The sequence below is a fragment of the Sphingobium xenophagum NBRC 107872 genome (assembly GCF_000367345.1).
In the GTDB taxonomy this organism is placed as follows: domain Bacteria; phylum Pseudomonadota; class Alphaproteobacteria; order Sphingomonadales; family Sphingomonadaceae; genus Sphingobium; species Sphingobium xenophagum.
Genome location: NZ_BARE01000065.1, coordinates 1 through 17,005 on the forward strand (window position 1 = coordinate 1; position 17,005 = coordinate 17,005).

General features: G+C 61.7%; 14 protein-coding genes. 8 read left to right on the forward strand and 6 right to left on the reverse strand.

Translation table 11 applies throughout. The features are described from left to right. Together SX1_RS23115 and SX1_RS19955 are read right to left on the reverse strand one after the other, a co-directional pair. Positions 1 to 228, reverse strand: a 228-nt coding sequence (locus SX1_RS23115; protein WP_043146156.1) for an ATP-binding protein, incomplete at its 3' end; no start/stop codon positions are given. Between the two features lie 73 nt (positions 229 to 301). Further along, the gene (locus SX1_RS19955; protein WP_019054492.1) at positions 302 to 2,353 is read right to left on the reverse strand and encodes a ParB/RepB/Spo0J family partition protein; all 2,052 of its coding nucleotides are present in this window, start codon (positions 2,351 to 2,353) and stop codon (positions 302 to 304) included. Positions 2,354 to 2,627: 274 nt separating this feature from the next. On the opposite strand from SX1_RS19955, the gene SX1_RS19960 reads away from it, so the two are divergent. Next, a complete protein-coding gene (locus SX1_RS19960; RefSeq protein ID WP_255209810.1) occupies positions 2,628 to 3,623 on the forward strand; it encodes a helix-turn-helix domain-containing protein in 996 nt (331 codons plus the stop codon). Continuing rightward, entirely contained in the window at positions 3,617 to 4,372 is a 756-nt protein-coding gene (locus SX1_RS19965) for a hypothetical protein (protein WP_019054494.1), read from the forward strand. Before SX1_RS19960 ends, SX1_RS19965 begins: the two co-directional genes overlap by 7 nt. Before the next feature lie 7 nt (positions 4,373 to 4,379). Here SX1_RS19965 and SX1_RS19970 read toward each other — a convergent pair whose 3' ends face one another. Continuing rightward, a complete protein-coding gene (locus tag SX1_RS19970; protein WP_019054495.1) occupies positions 4,380 to 4,973 on the reverse strand; it encodes a hypothetical protein in 594 nt (197 codons plus the stop codon). A 140-nt stretch (positions 4,974 to 5,113) separates the two neighbouring features. Between SX1_RS19970 and SX1_RS19975 the strand changes: the two genes are divergently transcribed. Together SX1_RS19975 and SX1_RS19980 are read left to right on the forward strand one after the other, a co-directional pair. After that, positions 5,114 to 5,533 carry a LexA family protein gene (locus SX1_RS19975; RefSeq protein ID WP_019054496.1) on the forward strand — a complete coding sequence of 140 codons (420 nt, stop codon included), beginning with the start codon at positions 5,114 to 5,116 and terminating at the stop codon, positions 5,531 to 5,533. After that, positions 5,533 to 6,804 (forward strand): Y-family DNA polymerase, encoded by a 1,272-nt coding sequence (locus SX1_RS19980; RefSeq protein ID WP_019054497.1) that lies wholly within the window; start codon positions 5,533 to 5,535, stop codon positions 6,802 to 6,804. Before SX1_RS19975 ends, SX1_RS19980 begins: the two co-directional genes overlap by 1 nt. 15 nt (positions 6,805 to 6,819) lie before the next feature. Here SX1_RS19980 and SX1_RS19985 read toward each other — a convergent pair whose 3' ends face one another. Together SX1_RS19985 and SX1_RS24930 are read right to left on the reverse strand one after the other, a co-directional pair. Beyond that, the gene (locus SX1_RS19985) at positions 6,820 to 11,037 is read right to left on the reverse strand and encodes a strawberry notch family protein (protein WP_026149982.1); all 4,218 of its coding nucleotides are present in this window, start codon (positions 11,035 to 11,037) and stop codon (positions 6,820 to 6,822) included. Between the two features lie 58 nt (positions 11,038 to 11,095). Beyond that, on the reverse strand, positions 11,096 to 11,746 hold the full coding sequence (locus SX1_RS24930) for a DUF7146 domain-containing protein (protein ID WP_255209811.1): 651 nt from the start codon (positions 11,744 to 11,746) through the stop codon (positions 11,096 to 11,098). A gap of 767 nt (positions 11,747 to 12,513) precedes the next feature. Between SX1_RS24930 and SX1_RS19995 the strand changes: the two genes are divergently transcribed. From SX1_RS19995 to SX1_RS20010, 4 genes are all read left to right on the forward strand, one after another. Beyond that, positions 12,514 to 13,671 carry a replication initiation protein gene (locus SX1_RS19995; RefSeq protein WP_019054501.1) on the forward strand — a complete coding sequence of 386 codons (1,158 nt, stop codon included), beginning with the start codon at positions 12,514 to 12,516 and terminating at the stop codon, positions 13,669 to 13,671. A 169-nt stretch (positions 13,672 to 13,840) separates the two neighbouring features. Continuing rightward, a complete protein-coding gene (locus tag SX1_RS20000; protein WP_026149984.1) occupies positions 13,841 to 15,043 on the forward strand; it encodes an AAA family ATPase in 1,203 nt (400 codons plus the stop codon). A gap of 90 nt (positions 15,044 to 15,133) precedes the next feature. Next, positions 15,134 to 16,147 (forward strand): ParB/RepB/Spo0J family partition protein, encoded by a 1,014-nt coding sequence (locus SX1_RS20005; RefSeq protein WP_019054503.1) that lies wholly within the window; start codon positions 15,134 to 15,136, stop codon positions 16,145 to 16,147. 116 nt (positions 16,148 to 16,263) lie between these two features. Beyond that, positions 16,264 to 16,542, forward strand: a complete 279-nt coding sequence (locus SX1_RS20010) for a WGR domain-containing protein (RefSeq protein ID WP_019054504.1) — start codon at positions 16,264 to 16,266, stop codon at positions 16,540 to 16,542. Positions 16,543 to 16,548: 6 nt separating this feature from the next. On the opposite strand, the gene SX1_RS20015 is transcribed toward SX1_RS20010, so the two are convergent. Further along, a partial coding sequence (locus SX1_RS20015) for a MarR family transcriptional regulator (protein ID WP_026149985.1) occupies positions 16,549 to 17,005 on the reverse strand: 457 nt, incomplete at its 5' end.

Genomic DNA, 17,005 nt, shown 5'->3' on the forward strand with positions numbered 1-17,005 from the left:
GCCGAGGAGAGCTTCGGGATCGGCAATCCCGGCGCCGTCATCGCTGATCGTGATGAGGCAGGCATCGGCCATGTGCTCGGCCGTTACGTCGACGCGGGTCGCGCCTGCGCGCCGTGCGTTCTGGAACAGCTCGGTGAAGATATCGTCGAGAGTCCCGTTGAAGATCCGGGTGACTTTCGAAATGGCCTCAGGCGAGACCCGGGTGCGCAGCTTGGTGATGGTAGTCATGGGTGTGGGTCCTGGATGAACCGGCACGCTGCCGCAGTCCGGTCGGGCCGCGGCAGCGTGTCGGCAAGGATGGTCAGGCGTCGACGGTCTCGTCGGCTTCGGCGTCTTGCGCCGCGGCAGGGTGGAATTCGTCGGTGTCGACTTCCGGTTCGGGCTCGACCGGCGCTCCGTCATCAGGTTCGCTGACGGCTAGCACGCGGAAGCGCATGGCTTCCGGCACCCAGGCGAGAGCAGCTTCCTTGACTTCGGGAGCGACGATGGTTTCGCCCGCGAACAGCTTCTCGCAGGATGCCGAGAGGTCACCCTTCTTGGATCCCATGAAGCTCGCCGCCATGGTCGGGCCGCCGACTTCGGTCACGTGCGCGAGCAGCGCCTGCTTGCTCACGCGGTCGAAGTAATTGGCTGAGGTAGGACGCCAGTGGCTGGCGACATTGATTCCCATCAGCGCGGCAAGATGATCGTGAAGATCGATCGGCTCGGGGCCGGACTGACCGGCTTTCTTGTCGATCCCCATGCTGGCTTCCAGCGTCTTGGCCATGCACCAGGCTAGCCAACTGGCCTTGGCATCATCGTCGAGCGCACTGAACGCCGAGAACCGGTCGACCGTGCGATGATGTTCGGTCCACGACAGGTCGAGCGTCTCGCGCATATCGGCCATCAGCGTATGCGCGGGATTTTCCGGATAGTTGGCGAGGTAGAGTGAGGGTGATGGCGCGCGGATCGTCGTGCCGAGAGCCTGTGCGCTATAAAGTGCGCGGGAGTCGGCAATCGCGAAGATCAGGTAGTCGAGCGCGATGGCCGGGTTCGATGCAAGGTTGATCGCGAGGATGTCGCGGCGCTGCACGGCGAGTTCCTCGACCAGCTTCTGCGATAGCGGCTTGGGAGCCGAAGCGGCCCTACCGCCCTCCCCTGCTCCGCTGGCACCCTCGCCCGCGGCGGACCCGCGCCCCTTGCGCCGTTCGAGCGGTTTGTCGCTGTAGAGGCCGCTGGCGACGGCGGGCTGGCCATCGGCTCCGATGATGACGAAGCAGCCCAGATTGGCCTTCATTTCCTCGGGGATGACAGGCGGCTTGTCATGGAGCGCGTCATAGGCGTTGGTTGCGGCATCCCAGCGTGCCTGGAAATCGGCAGCGGCCGCTTCGTCGTCATCGTCGAGCGCTTCACTTTCCGCTTCGAGCGACGAAATCGTCTCGAGCAGGCGATCGGCTTCAGTTTGCTCATCCTCCGAGAGCGGAGCGGGCTCGAGATGGACCTGATGGAGATCTTCGGTAGCGCTGTAGGTGATGCGCGTCTCAAGGATCGGACGGACCCAGGCATAACCGGAGGTCGCGGCAACTTCGGTTGCGAAGGCCTGGAGCTTCTCGCCGGCGATACGCTGCGCAATCTCGGCGTCGATCCAGGTCTCGCCCCCGTCCTCGGTAAAGAGGTCGCGCTCGATCTTGCCGCCGGCGGCGAGGTATTCGGCTTCGCTCGCGAGCTGGGCCATCGGCGAGGACGAACGGATCGCGCTGTGGGTGATCATCCGGCGGATGGAATCGGGCTGGTTGCCCTGCCAGCTATTCGACAGTTCGTTCCAGACCATCATCTGGCGATCATGATTGGGCGTCGTCGCGTAGGCCTTGGCGACGTCAAGGGTGATCTTGCCCTCTTCGAGCGCCGCAAAGATCGGATCGGCAAGGTCGGCAAGCCGCAGGCGGCCTTCGATGAACCGGCGGGTGCGGCCGAACCGTTTGGCGATCGCATCGAGGTCACTGCCCTCGTTGACGAAGTGCTTGTAAGCGCGGATTTCATCGGTCGGCGTCATGTCGAGCCGGATCACGTTTTCGATCAGCGAGAGCTCGGACTGTTCAGCCGCGTCGATGTCTAGAACGCGGCAGGTAACGGGGTGATCCTTGGCGAGCTTGCCAGCCTCGAGGAGAAAGTTGAGTGCGCGCAGCCGGCGACCACCGGCGGTCACGTCGAACATGCCACGCTTCTTGGCCGGCGCCACGATCAGGTTCTGGAGAAGGCCCTTGGCCTCGATGTTGGCGGCCAGTTCCTCGATGAAGAGGTTGCTGTCGTTCTTGCGCACATTTGCATCGGACAAGCGCAGCTTGCCGAGCGGGATCATCTCGATATCGTTCATGGGGGTGCTCCTGAAAGCCGGACTTGGCCGAACCCTTCGGCTCGCCCCTTCCAGCCCCCCTCCCCTCACAGTTTCAGGATTGTTCGGGTTCCCTGCGACACCTGCGGATGCAAAGGCTTCCTGCTCGCTCCCATTAGGGATAAATGCCGGATTTAGGCCTTATGGAGAGGCCGCGAACGCTGCCGCTTGCAAGCCGTCTAACATCGCAATGGACTTTTAACACTAGTAATGTTAAATAGGCTACATGGTGTTAGAAAGAGTTCCTGAAGCGCGGTTGGAAGCGCTCGCAGAAGCTGCTGAAGCGTATGTCGAGGACGCTTTCGGACAGCGGCTTGGCCTCGTGCCAGTGGCACCCACCAATCTACCGCACTTCATCCTCGACCGTTACGCGATCTGGCAAGGCTCGCTGGACGGCCGCGCGCTCCTGCTTATGGCCCTCCGTGAGAACCTGCCGACCGGATCTGGCACCACCGCGCAGTACCTGAAGCACCGAGAGATGGTTCGCCACCAACTCGGGGGCGACCTGGTGCTCCTGCTGTTGGGCCGCGTGCCGAGCGCGATCCGCCGTCAGATGACGGAGCGCAAGATCGGCTTCATCGCGCCGGGCGCGCAGCTCTATGTCCCCGAAGTGTTCCTCGACCTGCGCGAGCGCGCACCTGCATTCGCGATAGTTCACGCCGAACAGATCAGCCCGACCACGCAACTTCTGCTGTTGGCAATCCTGCAGGGTCGCACCCTGGACGGCCTGAACCTGACCGAACTTGCAGACGAACTGCGTGTCTCGATCATGAGCATCAGCCGCACTCTGGATGAGCTGGAGGCGCTCCAGTTAGCGAAGGCACACCATGTCGGTCGGCAGCGCCGTCTGCACATGGCCCTTCGTGGCCGCGAGCTTTGGGACACGGTCCAGGCGCAGTTCCAGTCGCCGGTGCGCAAGGTTCGGGAGGTTTGCGCTCCGGATGGCGAAGAGATCGGTCCACTTGCCGGGACAACGGCACTTGCCCGCTACACTATGCTGGCTCCGCCGCGCGTCGAGACGAGGGCAGTTCTGGCTGCCAGCTGGAAGCACCTGCAGGCATCGCAGTCCTTGAGGCCCGCGACGGCATTCGACGACCAGCGCGTCGAGGTTCAGACATGGACCTACGACCCCCGAATTCTCGCCAGCAATGGCGTTGTCGATCGCCTCTCGCTGTACCTCAGCGTCAGGGGCAACCCGGACGAACGCGTTGCCCAAGCGGCGGAAGAACTGTTGGAGACATTTGCATGGTGATCGGGGTCGATCGCTTTCGGGTGCATTTTGCGGGCCACGAGCATCAATATGTGCTGATCGGAGGGGCGGCCTGCGAATTGATCATGGACGAGGTCGGGCTGGACTTCCGCGCCACCAAGGATCTCGATATCGTCCTGGTGGTCGAAGCGCTGGACAGCGCCTTCGCCGCGCGCTTCTGGGCTTTTGTCGAGGAGGGCGATTACGAGATCCGGGAGAGCAGCGAAGGCGCGAAGGTCCTTTATCGCTTCCAGAAGCCAAAGGCGGAAGGCTATCCCGCCATGCTCGAGCTATTCTCCCGAGCGCCCGAAGGCTTGACGCTTGGCGGCGACGCCCACCTCACGCCGCTTCCGATCGACGAGGCCGCCGCCAGCTTGTCCGCCATCCTCCTCGACGAGAGCTACTACGAATTTCTCAAGTCGATGGTGCGCGAGGCTGGCGGTATCCCGGTGCTTGACGAGGCCGCGATCATTCCATTCAAGGCGCGTGCCTGGCTCGACCTCACCCGCCAGCGCGAGGAAGGCTTGCAGGTCGATGAAAAGAACATCCGCAAGCACCGCAACGACGTCGCACGGCTTCTGCAGCTGTTGAGCCCAGAGGTTCGATATTCGCTGCCCCCTTCCGTCGCGGAAGATATGCTCGCCTTTGTCGAGAATGCGGCGATCGAGGCGGACTTCGACCCCAGGCAGTTCAGGGTGAACATGACGCGCGAGGACGTCGCCGCACGCCTTCGCGCCGCCTACCAGCTTTGACCAACCTTTAGGCGGGCTGACCCTGCTTGATGACGTGGTAAGCTCCGCCCATCAGGCGGGTGACCTCGTCCGCGCTCAAAACATACTGGGGTTCATAACTCAGGCCGAGCTGTGCAGTTCGCCTCCAGCGGTCGACGTACAGCCCTTTGTTCGGGCCGAAGGCCGAATCGATATGCTTGGCGAGCCTTGCAGGTCCCAGGCCCGAATAGGCGGTACGAAAGATCGAGATGTCGATGATATAGGACCCGATCATCACCCAGACATGGCCATCCCAATCGGGGTTCGACGTGCTGAAGAGCTGCGGACCGTCGAAGGTCCGCCGGTCCCCGAAGACTGGCTCTCCGTCGACGGCCAAAGTTCCAGCAACCACGTGGATGGGCGCATCCATGCACCGCTCAAGCCCGACCGCCAGGGCCGCGCTCATCAGAGCGCATGCGCCTGGGATGGACGGAAAAACCTTGAGGAGATCGATTGCGCACAACGACAAGGCCTCGCGATCGGCAACGTTCATTTCATAGGATTTGAAGGCCTTGGCGGCGGCCCAGCCATGCTGGACCGCAACAAGTTTTCCCAGGTGCGGGATATCTTTGATTGGCGACATTCTGGGGCCTTTAGGTCAGTCAGAACGTTGCCGCCAGTGCTCCCAACCGCATTTGGCCTCATCCCCCAACTTCCTCGAGTTGACGAATCACGCCGCACCTGTTCTTTTTATGTTCTGATTTATGGTCTGGAACATTTCTCGTGCTTAGCTTTGTCGATTGCCCGCCCAAACTCGAACTCCCGCTGTTCGGAACGCAAGTCCCCGCCGGCTTTCCAAGCCCTGCGGACGATCACATCGAGGGCAAGCTCGACCTCAACGAGCACCTGATCCGCAGGCCCGCGGCCACATTTTTCGTCCGCGCCGCCGGGGAATCCATGCGCGATGCGGGAATATTCGATGGCGACCTGCTGGTCATCGATCGCGGGATCAGCCCCCAGCCCGACGACATCGTTATTGCCATTCTCCACGGCGACCTGACCGTCAAACGCCTGAAAAAGGTGGCCGGGCAGTGGCATCTCGCAGCCGAAAATATGGACTATCCCTCGTTGCCGATCGGCGAGAACGACTGCGAGATCTGGGGCGTCGTCACCACGAGCATCCGGCGCCATTGCGGCCGCTGATGGCCACCTTTGCGCTGGTCGACTGCAACAACTTCTATGCATCCTGTGAGCGGCTGTTCCAGCCCCGCCTGCGGGAGCGCCCAGTGGTGGTCCTCTCGAATAACGATGGCTGCGTCATTGCCCGCTCAAACGAGGCGAAGGTGCTGGGCGTCGCGATGGGCGCGCCCATGTTCAAGATCCGGAAGCTGGTCGAGGAACATGACATTGCCGTCTGCTCGTCAAACTATGCGCTTTATGGCGACATATCCGAGCGCGTGATGACCGTCCTGGGTGCGAGCGCACCCTCCCACGAAATCTACAGTATCGACGAGTGCTTCCTCGATCTCGACCGATTGGCCGTACCAAGTCTCACCGAATGGTGCCGAGTCCTGCGCGAGAGGACCAGACGGTGGACCGGAATTCCAGTGTCAGTCGGCGTTGGGCCAACCAAGACTCTGGCCAAGCTCGCTAATCGGTTGGCGAAGAAATCGGCCAAGGCGGGCGGCGTCCTCGATCTCGTCCATCATCCGGCCTGGATCGAGGCTGCCTTGCGCAAAACCCCGGTCGGCGATGTCTGGGGCGTGGGTAGGCGCTGGACGGTGATGCTTGAGGAGCGCGGTATTCACACCGCCCACGAATTCGCCAACGCTCCCGATGGCTGGGTCCGGCAGCGCATGGGTGTGGTCGGCCTGCGCACTGTACATGAACTGCGCGGCTTCGTTTGCCATGCCCTTGAAGACCAGCCTTCGCCTAAACAGACGACGTGTTGCTCGCGAACCTTCGGCGCAGCGATCCGCGAAAAGAGCCAGGTTCACGATGCCGTGATGAGTTTTTCCGAAAGGGTCGCCGAAAAGGTGCGTCATGCCGGGCAGGTCGCCGGCGCGGTCCAGTTGTTCATCCGGACCGATCCATTTGCCCAAGGCGCACCGCAAAAGTCGCTGTCGGGCTCGGCGACGTTTCATCGGCCAACGTCGGATACCCGCGAGATTTCGGCCGCCGTACTGCGGATCTTCGACCGTATCTGGCGTGCAGGCTATGATTGGCGAAAGGCCGGTGTGCTGCTGCTCGACATCGGCATGCCGGGAGATTCCCCTGCCTCGCTGTTCGACAGGATCGAGGCACCTGACGATGGGCTCATGAGCGCGATCGATCAGATCAACGCCCGCTATGGGCGCGGCACGGCAAGGTTGGGATTGGCACAGAAGGACGGGGAATGGCGCATGCGGCGCGAAAACCTGTCGCCGAGCTTTACCACGCGCTGGACGGACATCCCCTCGGCCAGGCTCACCTAGCGCGCGTCGATCGGGTCAGGCCTGCCCGGCAATACCGGAGATGATCGCGTCAGCCCGGTCGAGAGGCACGAACACGCGCGTCTTGTAGGCGATAATCTCGGTGAAGCAGCCCTTCGCCTTGAGTTCGGGAATGCGTGCGGCTTCGGCATCGACGATCTCTATCCTGCGGGAACCGTTCACCCGCGACGTGCGGATTGTGAAATTGAGGGGGTGCGGCGCCTTCCATGTTCCGCCCCCCATGACGGCGGCAGCGATCTTGTCGGGATCGGTCGGAACCGTGCGGTTGACCCCGAGCTTCTCGAGGGTCGCGTCGACATAGAGATCGTGGACATGACGGCCGAGCCAAGAGGTGCCAGACTTGTCGACGATGCGATTGACCGTGAGGTCTTCCTTGGGAAGCGCGCCCCAGATTGGCAGGAGCAGACCGGTCGCAAGGTAAACGGTCTCCGTGACCAGCTGGCTTTCATCTGCCGCATATTCCTCCTCCCACAGGGCACGGAACCTGGCCTTGGACACCGTCTCCCAGGCTGACTCATCGAGGTGGTCGGCGCGGAGGTACTCACTGCGCAGCGGTCGAACGAGTTCGTAGCGCCGAATGGTATTGCCCTCTTCATCCATGTGCGAGGGCGCACGGATCGCCAGGGCAACCTTCCCCGATTTGCCGTTGCGCATGAACAGCGGTTTGTCCTCGTGAGACGCCAGCTTGAGCACCCGCTCGAGCGAGAGAACCTTGCGTCGCTGGGTCAGCGACAGTTCGAGAAGGTGCGAGGTAGCGCCGGTCACGGGATCTGTCCGGATCACCGTGTCCGACAGAACCTGGCAAGCCTCGACCGAGATCGTCTCGACCCCGATGTCGAAGGTGCCTGCCTCCTTCGCCGCCGCGACGCGCGTTTCGACAAGGGTCAGGAACTCGTCGAAGATGGCGTTCTGCACCGCGATCCTCATGGCGAGGATACGGTTGAGCCATCGCTGGATTGGCGGCAGGTCCTCGCGCAGCACACCGTCCTGGTCGGTGAGATCGAGCCCGCTCATTGTCTGAAACTCGGCGAGCGAGGTGCTCTTGAGTTTGCCCATTGCGAGCAACCCGTACCAGTCATGCAAGGCGTGCTTGGCGTAGCTGCTCTCGAGGTTGTCTGAGGACTCGAACATGCCCTGGCCGCCGGTCTGGCGCTGGCCGCGGGTGAGCGCGCCCAGTGCGTCGAGCCGCCGCGCAATCGTGCTGGTGAACCGCGCCTCACCCTTGCAGTCGGTCGTGACCGGCCGGAACAGCGGCGGACAGGCCTGGTGGGTCCGGTGGGTGCGCCCCAAGCCCTGGATGGCCCGGTCCGCGCGCCAGCCTGGTTCGAGCAGGAAGTGGACCCGGCGTTGCTGGTTCTTCGCATCCAGGCTGGCGTGGTAGCTGCGCCCCGTGCCGCCGGCATCCGAGAATACGAGGATACGCTTTGCGCCAGTCATGAACGCGGCGGTCTCGGCAAGGTTGGTCCTGGGTGAGCGGCTTTCGAGGCGTTGTTGCCCCGAACCATCGCGTACCAGGCGTTTGCTGCGCCCGGTGACTTCGGCCACCGCACTCACGCCGTAGTGTACAAGTAGGGCATCGAGCGCGGTCGGGATCGGCGGCATGGCACAGATATGCTCAATGAGTTGCTCTCGAGCGGCTTCGGCCTGAGGGTTGTGGACCGGATTGCCGGCCTGGTCCCACATCGGGCGCGAGCGGACATCGCCGAGTTCGTCGACATATTCTTCCATCTGCCGGGTCGGGAAGGCGCGGGTGAGGTAGTCCACGATCGCCTCGCGTGGCGATAGGTCCAGTTCCAGCGCCTCACGCTCCTCGGGGTCCAGTTCGTTGAGACGCCGGTTGAGGATCGATTCCGCCGTGCTGACGAGTTGGACGACCACGCTTTCCTCGCTGGCCAGATGCTCATCGATTGCGGGATAGATCGAGGGGAGCTTCAGGCTGAGCAGGACTTGCGCAAAGAAGCGCTGCTTGGTGCCCTCGAACCGGCTGCGCGCCGCCGCCTTAGCGCCGCTGTTGAGGGTCCTGTTCTCAAGACCATCGACGATGCCGGTGAGTTCGAGTGCCGCCTCGAGGTTCTGATGGATGATCGTCCAGGCCTCGCAATAGGTGTCGTAGATCGCGATCTGCTCCGGGGTAAGGTCATGGCGCAGGATGTCATACTCGATCCCGGCGAAGCTCAGTGCCCGGGCAAGGTATAGACCCGAGGCCTTGAGATCGCGAGCAACCAGTTCCATCGCAGCAATTCCGCCGTCGCGGATTTCGCTGATGAACTGTTCGCGGGCCGCGAACGCCGTGCCCGGCCCCCACAGACCGAGACGGACCGCATAGGCGAGGTTGTTGACGTCGGATGCTCCCGTTGCCGAGGCGTAGAGCACCCGGGCGCGCGGTAGCGTGTTCTGGAGCAGGACACCGGCGATACCCTGCAGCGAGCCCTGCTTCTGCCCCAGTGCCCCTTCCCCGCCGGCCACGCCGCCCATTTCATGGGCCTCGTCGAATACGATCACGCCTTCGAAGTCTTCACCAGCCCAGCGCACGATCTGGTCAAGTCGTGTGTCTTCGACGCGCGAGCTGCGCAAGGTGCCGTAAGGCACGAACAGGATGCCCTCGGGCGCAGTGATCTTCTCGCCGATCTTCCAGCGCGCAAGTTCGAGGATGTCCGACGGCAGCCCGCCTATCGCGGTCCAGTCGCGCTGCGCATCTTCGAGGAGCGGCGCGTTCTTTGAAATCCAGATGTGGCGGCGATTGCCCTTGAGCCACTGGTCAAGAATGCAGGCCGCCGCTTGCCTCCCCTTCCCCGCCCCGGTTCCGTCACCCAGAAAGAACCCGGTACGGTAAAGCTGACCGTCCGGATCTTCCTTCAGCGCCACTTCGCCGGATGGATGACTGAAGCGGCCATGAAGATCGCGCGACCAGGCTTCGCCGGCATAGATCACGGTTTCAAGCTGGGCAGCCGAGAGCAGACGTGCCGTCACCGTCCGTTCGGGTAGGCAGGGCACGTAGCCGGGCCGAGGTGCAGCAATCGAGGCCATGGCGGCGGATTCCACGAGATGGGTCGGGTGTTCGCCCGCCTCCGGGATGACGACGCGTGAGGGGCGATAGTCGGCATAGACGCCGCGCTGTTCGCCCATGGCCGCGGGTTCATCGAGTACCGCGTAGGCGACAGGCCGGACATCATTGGTCTGTGCTGCGCGGACAATTACCGGCCGCGCTGGGCCGGTCCTGACCGAGCGGAACAGACTGAGCTTTGGCCGCGGCGCGACGCTCTCGCTGGCCTTGCGTAGTGCGGCGCGCGGCGGAATCGAAGGAAGGGCCGCATAGAGTTCGCTGACCGACGCGCGGTTGATGGTTGAATGACCGATCTCGCCGGCAATCTTGTCGATCACCAGGATACGAACCGCGATGCCGGTGCCGTGCTTGGCATAGCCGCCCCTGTCGAGCCGCAGTGACAGGACAACGCGCGCGCTCTCAAGTGTACGTCGGAAAACTTCGCCACAGCTGGCCGAGGGAGAGAACCAGTCCGGCATAATCGCGACGACCCTCCCGCCGGGCAAGAGATGGTCGATCGCCGCGCGCAAGTGGCGGGCGGCTGTGTTCTGATCCTGGCCCCGCGATTGCGAGATCGAGAACGGCGGGTTCATGACGATCACACTCGGCCGCGTGCTTCCCGACAGTAACGCCCCAAGCTTGGCGCCATCGTGCCGGACCACATGCGATTCAGGGAATATCCCCTCCAGCAGATCCGCGCGGGTGGGTTCGAGTTCATTGAGCACGGAACTCTTCGCCAGACCCTGAGCAAGCGAGGCAATGATCCCGGTCCCTGCGCTGGGCTCAAGAAAAACGTCTTCGGCCGAAAGCCGTGCAAGATGAACCGCGAGATAAGCCAGCGCGGGCGGGGTGGAAAACTGCTGGAAGGCGATCTGCGCCTCGCTGCGAACAGTATGGGTCGGGAGATCCTTGGTCAGTGCTTCGAGCGTGCGGATCGCGGCGCCAGCTTCCATTTGACCCACCAGTTGGGGAACCGCCATCGCCAGTGCGACCTCCAGCGCCTCGAAACTGTCGCGCTGTTGCCAGGCCCCCGCCGCATCTCTGCCGCCAGTGCTCTGAATCATGGCCTCGCTTAGTGCGGCGCGATCGATTGGAACAGTGAGGAGAAGCTTGGCGGCAAGTGTGCGCGCAGCACCGAGAATTGCGCTGGCGCGCGGAAGCGTAGTGGTCATGCGGGGATCTCCTGAGCTCGTGCCGATCAGCGGCACGCCCGCTCCAGCCCCCCTCCCCTCACCGCTTCAGAAGTTGCGCCCAGTCATTCATGCGCGCTGGTGGCCATTCGGTCTCGATGGTGAGACCAGGGCGGCGGTAGGTCTCGGCTGCGCGCGCGCGGGCGCGCCTGCCCTCTGCGTCATTGTCCGCCAGAAGGATCAGGGTTTCGACGTGCACTGGAATATGCACCTGGTGGAAGCGCCTGGCCCCCATGCTGGCCCATGTCTGGATGCCTGTCAGCGAAGTGTAGGCAGCTGCGGTCTCGAAGCCTTCGCATATGCCGATGGTTTTTCCCGGGGGACCGTTCGTCCAGGCTGCACCGATAGCCTGACCAAGCACTCGCTTTTCGATATATTGCGCACTTTGCGGATCGAGGAAGACTCGTTGGATCGCCGCTATCTCCCCGGCCTTTCGCATCGCGATAAGCAGCGCTGGCTCAAAGAGAGCGAGCCTTCCCGGTCCTTTGGGGCACCTCGGGTGGTAGCGCAGGTCTTCGAGCGGTGCCCAAACATTGCGGACGTCGCGAACGTAACGCTCGGCAAGCGTGCCCTCAATTGCTCGTCCAGCTTGCCAGATAGCAAGATGAGCGGTTTCGGCTTGTCGGCGATTGGGTTCGACTGCGGAGGGTTCGAACCTTGGCAGCTGCGCTATCCTCGAAATCGCGCGCATGACATCTCGGTTGTCACAACCAGCGTGGCAGGTCACGAGTATTCCGCGGTCGCCCTGACGGATTGATAGTGATGGGGTTCTGTCTGCATGGGCTGGGCAATGACAGCTTGCTGAGTCTCCGGACCAAACGCCCCCTAGGTGATGAACCAGAGCGCGCAGTTCTGACGAAGGTTTGTTGCGGACAATTGACATGCCATCTCAACCAGACCCCCTCACCCTCCCCCGTAGTTAATGGAGTGTCCTGTGCTTGCCTGCTAGGCAGTACGAGGGCGTGCTCGCGAATCGGTATCTGATCTTCCAAAAATCAATTGAAAGACGCCGCTGCTTGCAGCGGAAGGATTCATGATTCTAAAGATTCAGATTCAGGGGGCGCAAAGCAGCGTTATTTCAATGGTTTACAGCTGTCTAGCTGACCGCGTGGGGGAGTTTGCCTGACCCAGTGGGGGCTGAAGCCTGACCCACCGGGGGAACTAACCTGACTGTTCGGGGCCATCCTGACTCCTTGGGGGAATCAATTAAACGGGTGTTCCGTGCCTGCCGAGGTGAGTTTCTGAATCCCGCGAAGGTCGAAATCAAGGCCAATTTCCAATTTTGATCATGAGTGCGCCGACTCGCCTGTTTTCGCGCCTTGGCCACCCAAACTGCCGCAATTCGATCCTGACCGTTTGGGGGGGGTAGTCAGATTCCTATCCTGACCTGACTTGACTGATGAGGTCAGGTCAGGCAGCAATTAGGGCCCAAGAACCAAGTCCTGATCGCAATGTGGCATGGAAAATGAAGTTAGCCAAATAGCCGAAGCTGTTGAAGAGACACCGGAGGAAGTATCCCCGGGTCGCGCCATGCGCGTTGCAGCAGCTCTGAAGGCGAAGGGAGGCGATGAATTCGCCAAACCGGGCAGCATCATTGAAATCAAATTCGTCAAAGGCGAATCGCTCAGCCTTACTGCATCTCGGTTACTGGCACTGATGATCTTGACTGCCGGAGGTGACGCCTGGGAGGACCGGCCACACCGAATCCGCAAGGCTGACATTCGGCGGGGCCATAAGGGCAATGAGCGGATTACCGACATGCTCCAGGAACTGCACCGAACGCTCTTCGCCGTTGATGACAAATCCTGGCGCGGCAAGAAGGCCACGCTTTTGTTCTCACTGATCTCGCGGTCACGTGAGGAAACGGAGGAAGAAGGCGGCGAAGCAGGCTGGATCGAGTGGGAGTTCACGCCCGATGCGCGCAAGCTCATCCAAGCGTCAGAGACCTATGCTGTCCTCAATCGGCAAGCGGTGCTTGGCTTCCGTTCAAATTACGCGCTGAAGCTTTATGAACTGGGGGCGCTTCGGTTGCATCGTCGTCAGGCAACTTGGAGGGGCGATATGCAGGCGCTCAGGGCAGCCCTGGGTATTCCCCCCGAAGTGTACACCGACTTCGCCCAGCTTCGCCGCAAAGTCCTTGAAAAAGCCAAATCAGAGATCGACCAGTTGGCGCACTTCCGCGTTGAGTGGCGCGAAATTCGGCAGGGCAGAACGGTTACCGAGCTTGAGTTCCGGTTTGAGCCAAAGGGTGCTCCTGAGGTTATCGAGACGGTTGACGAACTGGATCGTCATTCCGCGGGCCGGCAAGCGCGGCGGGAAGGGACGGTCGAAACCGTCGCGGCGGGGCAGGGGGCTATTCCGGCTCCGCGCAAGGCAGTCGCAAGCGGAAAGCCCGCTGAGGCGAGCTTTCCGAGAGGATCGCTGCGCTACGGGGAAAAAGAATCCGAATTTCTCTCGATCGGCCGGCAATATGGTGGTGGTTGGGATGTGGATATGATCGCCGATGGTTTTCGCGCACAGATGGGTGAGCGTTTGGAAAAGCTCCGTGGGGCAAAATTGGCTTCATCGTGGAAGGGGTTTTGTGAGGGCTGGGTTAATCGTCGCGGCAGGCCATGATGTCTGCAAATTGCACGCGTGCAATTTCGACATCCCCCACCGAGTCAGGTTGGAGCCGAGTCATGCCAATTTGAGCCCGATTAGAGCCACCCACTTTCGAAAATTGCGAATTTCTTGACCCAAAAGTGCAATTGGGTGTAGCACACGCTCAATTGCGAAAGGTGGGCATGTGTCTAACGGACTTCAAATTGAGGAAGCGGAGCGCTTGGTATCAGTCGCGACGCTGGCCAGTCGGACCTCGTCTGTGCTCGAAAAGTTGCGGGATTCTGCACGTAGCGCCCGGGCCGATGACCGCCGCGAACCGACTTTCACGATTGGCAAGGCAGCGGAGCTTGTGGGCAGAACTCCAGCTGCGATACGGGATGCCGAGAAGGACGGGCGGCTTCCTGAGCCGGCGAGGACCGACAACAACAGGCGCGAGCGATATACGTTGGCGCAACTTAACGACATGCGCGGTGTCTTTGGAACGCGGCCCTATCGGACCGCAGACGATCCCTGTTGCGTCGTGGCGGTACAGAACTTCAAGGGCGGCGTCGGCAAGTCCACTCTGGCGGTCCATCTGGCCCAATATCTTGCCATTCGAGGATACCGCGTTGCGCTCGTTGATTGCGACAGCCAGGCGTCGGCAACCACGCTATTCGGCTACGTCCCCGATCTTGATCTGACCGAAGATGATACGCTTTACCCGTTCCTTCGCGAGGGTGAACGATCGTCCCTCGATTATGCTCTCCGCAAAACCCATTTCGATGGCTTGGAACTGATCCCCGCCAACCTTCGCCTGTTCAATTCAGAATATGAGCTCGCAGCGCGGATGGCACAGGGCAATGGCTCCCTTCTCGATCGGTTGAAGGAAGGAATTGAAAGCATCTCGGATCGCTTCGACGTCGTCGTGATGGATCCTCCACCGGCCCTTGGCGCGATTTCACTATCTGTGCTGCGTGCGGCAAATTCGTTGGTGGTGCCGGTTCCGCCTACCGTTATGGATTTCTCTTCAACAGCAGCATTCCTCTCGATGTTGGACGAAACGATCGAGCAGCTTGCGGAGCGTGGGCTCGCGCCGGAGTTAAAGTTTCTTCGCTTCGTTGCTTCGAAGGTCGATGAGAACAAATCAATGCAGAAGGAGCTGCTACAGCTCATGCGCACGCTTTTTGGGCATGCGATGGTTCGCACGCCGATGAAGGATTCGGCCGAGATCGACAACGCAACAGCGCGCTTGATGACGGTCTATGAGCTCGACGGCCCCGCCACCAGTTCGGCTGTGCGCAACCGATGCCTGAATTACCTTGATGGCGTGAACTCTGAGATCGAAGTCGATATTCGTTCGATGTGGCCCAGTCATCAGAAGCGCCTACGCCAGGAGGCGTTGGCATGAGACCCCGGAATTGCACGCGTGCAATTGGTCGTGGAATTCACGAGGAACCGGAAAATTGCACGCGTGCAATTCTGCTAGCGGGAGGGTTGCATGAGTAAGAAAAACAGCGGTTTTGCGGCCGATTTAGCGGCAGGTATAGACCTCAACGATGATGGCGCGGCGCCCCGTCGATCGAGCATTGCCTCGAATGTGCTCACCGGGCGTTCAAATCGGCTCGCCGACCTTGCGACCGGGGCGATTGTTAATCGGACACATGAGCTGGTGGATCCTGCCAAATGCCGGATGTGGGCAGGCCATAACCGTGATTACGCCTTACTCAACGAAGAACGGTGTTCGGATCTTATCGAGAGCATCAAGGCGCAGGGCCGACAGGAAATACCCGCGATTGTGCGTCGTATATCCGGTAACGAGGACTATGATTTTGAGGTCATCTGCGGCGCGCGGCGACATTGGTCGATTAGCTGGCTGAGGTCCCATAACTACCCTGACTTCAAGTTTCTTGTCGATGTGCGTGAGATTGGCGATGAAGAGGCGTTCAGGCTTGCCGACATCGAAAATCGCGCCCGGGATGATCTCACCGATCTTGAAAGGGCAAGGGATTATCTCCGGGCGCTCACCGCGTACTATGACGGCCGTCAAAAGACGATGGCCGAGCGGCTGAAGGTCTCTGAAAGCTGGCTCACGCGGTATCTTGATCTCGCACGACTTCCTGAGGAATTGACCAGGGCTTTTGCCGAACCGCAGGAGCTTGGCATTCGCAATGCTATTGCTCTCAAGGCGCTCCTGAAGCCAGATGACCGCAAGGAACGCGCCTTCCGGGAGGCCGAGCGCCTAGCTTCCGAGCGCCAGGCAACCGGGCAGTCAATGCCAGTGATTGATGTGATCAAGGCACTATCACTGGCTGTAGCCCCCCCCAAGAAGTCAGGTTCCCCCAAGAAGTCAGGAAAGGCTGAAACGGTCGCAAGCCCGAGTGGCAAGCCAGTGCTCCGGATCGAGGGTGCTGATCGCAAGGGCATCCGCCTCACACTACTGAGCAAGGGCGGTGCAACGCGGCAAGAGGCGGAAGAAGCTGTGCGCGCGGTGTTAAACCAGTACTGGACGTGAAACGCGCAGGCTTTGCGAATGGGATAGCAACAAATCGCCTAGGTGAATCAGTCTGACTCGATTGATTCAAAAATCCCGTTGGAACTCGCGATTCCTTCTGCGGCATGTGTCCGCGCATGGACAGCCTGAACAACGGCAGCTTCGTCTGGCTTGAGGCGGTATGCGGTGAGCGCAATATCGCGCGGCGCTACACTGTAGCGCTGAGCCGCGACCTGTTCGGCGCGTCGATCGTCGAATTTGCTTGGGGGCGGATTGGGACGAGGGGGCAGGGGAGGGCGGTCTCGTTTGCGAGCGAGGACGAGGCGTCGCGCTTTGCACGCCAACTGCTGCGGCGCCGGGCGAGTGCACCCAAGCGGATTGGGGTGCCGTACCGCGAGGTATCCCTCTTGCCCTGAAAGGCGTCAGGAGGCGGTCTGGGCGCGCTTTGGGGCCAAGGCGTGGTCATCGGGGCGCAAGGTGGCCAGGCCGGCCTTCTCAAGCGCCGCAGCGGCTTGTGAGGCGGTACGGCGGGTCACGCCGAGCGCACGGGCCAGTTCGGCGCGGGTGAGGGGCCCCAGCCCGCAGATGAGGTGCCACACAGCGCGAGCCTGTGACGAGGCGTAAAGGTCGGCGAGGTGTTCCTCACCGCGCGCAACCATTGCCGTAACGGCGGCGAGGTCCGTTGCCACGTCGCCTGCCGCGGCACCGATCGCGTTGGCCAGTAGCGCTGGGAGCGGCCTCTCGGGTTCGGCGCGGAATGCGCCGCGCGTTGCAAGGCCAGCGAGGGCGAGCGGGGCGGCACCGAGCCCGAACAGTTGCGGACGCATCGCTGCGGCGAGAGAGGCAGCCCAGGCACTTCCCCGCGCGGGGAAACGCGGC